At 65.2% G+C, this 1,735-nt stretch carries 2 protein-coding genes; both read left to right on the forward strand.

The genetic code is table 11. From position 1 onward, the window contains the following. The first annotated feature begins 747 nt into the window (after positions 1–747). Entirely contained in the window at positions 748–1,230 is a 483-nt protein-coding gene (locus tag U870_RS24985; protein WP_240183779.1) for an ArdC family protein, read from the forward strand. A gap of 31 nt (positions 1,231–1,261) precedes the next feature. Further along, positions 1,262–1,621, forward strand: a complete 360-nt coding sequence (locus U870_RS24990) for an ImmA/IrrE family metallo-endopeptidase (RefSeq protein WP_240183780.1) — start codon at positions 1,262–1,264, stop codon at positions 1,619–1,621. Positions 1,622–1,735 lie beyond the last annotated feature (114 nt).

Raw genomic sequence — 1,735 nt, forward strand, 5'->3', positions numbered from 1 at the left:
TTGTCAGACACACCCTAGGCGTTGCGCCTCACGAGGTGGTTGGCCATCATCGCGCGGGAGGCGGCGCCAGGTGAGTCGATCTCATGACGGCAACGGCATACAGAGGGTCACCGTCCTCAGCGCGCCGCCGATCGTTCGCTTCGGGTCGTCCCGATCCAATCTCCGCCCAATCTTCCACTTCGATCACCCTCCCAAGAGTGCCGAAGGGGTCAAGATTCAGACGGCACCCGAGGGTGATTATTCACTCGGCAGCGACAGGGGCTACAAGCTGTCCCACGTCGAGCAGATAGCGACGGGATACCCCCACGACGCCGGCCCAGCGGCCGGCGAAGCCTTCGACCGAGAGGGTTGGTCTTACAGCTCGGCGTCAGTTGAGCGGGTTTATATGGTCGGCCGCCCTCGATGGGCGGCCGACCATTCCGCGACCCGCAAGGATGACGCCTGGCCTGCCGCCGGCCGCGAGGACGGCCCCGTCCTCCCTCGCGCTCCCTCCCGGGCCTTGGCCTCGGGTCAGCACCGTCGACGGAGCGCCGGCAGCGGATCTCGCTGCGCTCGCACCTGCAGCTTCTTTGCCGTTAAGCCTGCGGCATCCTACGGTCGGCACCCTGCGCGCAAGAGGCTTTCGCGGCATATCCTCCCTCGCTGCGCTCGGTCTGGTATTCCACGGTCGTCTTGCACTCCGACCGCTCTCCCTGAACGGCACATTCGTGCCTCCACGGCAAAGAAACGAGAGGGAGAGGAAAAACCATGAGCACGAACACCACGCAGACAGCCGACGAGCGCAAAGCACAGGCCGAGGCGCTGCATGCCTCGATCAGTGACCAGGTTCAGCAGCTGACCGAGAGCGGGGCATGGCAGCGATTCCTCGACTTCGCCAGCTCCTTCCACGCTTACACCCTGAACAACCTCCTACTGATCCTCGCCCAGAAGCCCGACGCAACCATGATCGCCGGGTTCCGGCAATGGCAAGCTAGGGGCCGCCAGGTCCGCCGTGGCGAGAAGTCGGTGAAGATCTTCGGCTACCGAGAAAGAAGATCACCGATGACGACGAGAGCACGGACGCCGTCGTCGACCAAACCGGCAGCGGTCAGCGCGTCATCCGCTTGCTCCCGACCCTGTCTGTATTCGACATCGGCCAGACCGACCCGATCGATGGCGCCGAACCAATACCGGAGAACCCCACCCGCAACCTCACCGGGAGTGACGACCACGGCGTCATCAGCCCGCTGAAACGGCCGGCTGGACTGTCGGCCGCGAACCCATGAACGGGCCCCTCGGCTACACCTCCCCTGACACGCACAAGATCATCCTTGCCGACGAACTCGCCGACGAGCAGGCCGCGAAGACCCTCACTCACGAGGCCGCGCACATCCAGCTCGGACACGGCGACGACGTCGACGCCTACCGGGCACACCGCGGCCGCATGGAGGTCGAAGCCGAATCTGTCGCCTACATCGTCGCCGGACTGGTCGGGTTCGACACCGCCGCCTACTCCGTCGGCTACATCACCGGATGGGCCAACGAAGACGCCAATGTGATGCGCGACAGCGCGGCCCACGTCCTCAAAGCCGCACACCGGATCATCGACATGGTCTTCCCCGCCGCCGAGGAAGCTTGCTAAGCGGCACGCGGCGAGGCGGCTATAGATCCGAATGATCCGTAGCCGCCAACGGTCGTCGCTGGCAGCTCGGCCGCGGCGCGCGATACCGGAGCTAGGTGTACTGACCCGGATCGT

The sequence above is a fragment of the Leifsonia aquatica H1aii genome (assembly GCF_000633535.1).
GTDB lineage: Bacteria > Actinomycetota > Actinomycetes > Actinomycetales > Microbacteriaceae > Leifsonia > Leifsonia aquatica_A.

Bases quoted from the DNA above. Each gene is read 5' to 3' on its own strand.
- U870_RS24985 (WP_240183779.1), top strand. From the start codon at position 748: ATGAGCACGAACACCACGCAGACAGCCGACGAGCGCAAAGCACAGGCC.
- U870_RS24990 (WP_240183780.1), top strand. From the start codon at position 1,262: ATGAACGGGCCCCTCGGCTACACCTCCCCTGACACGCACAAGATCATC.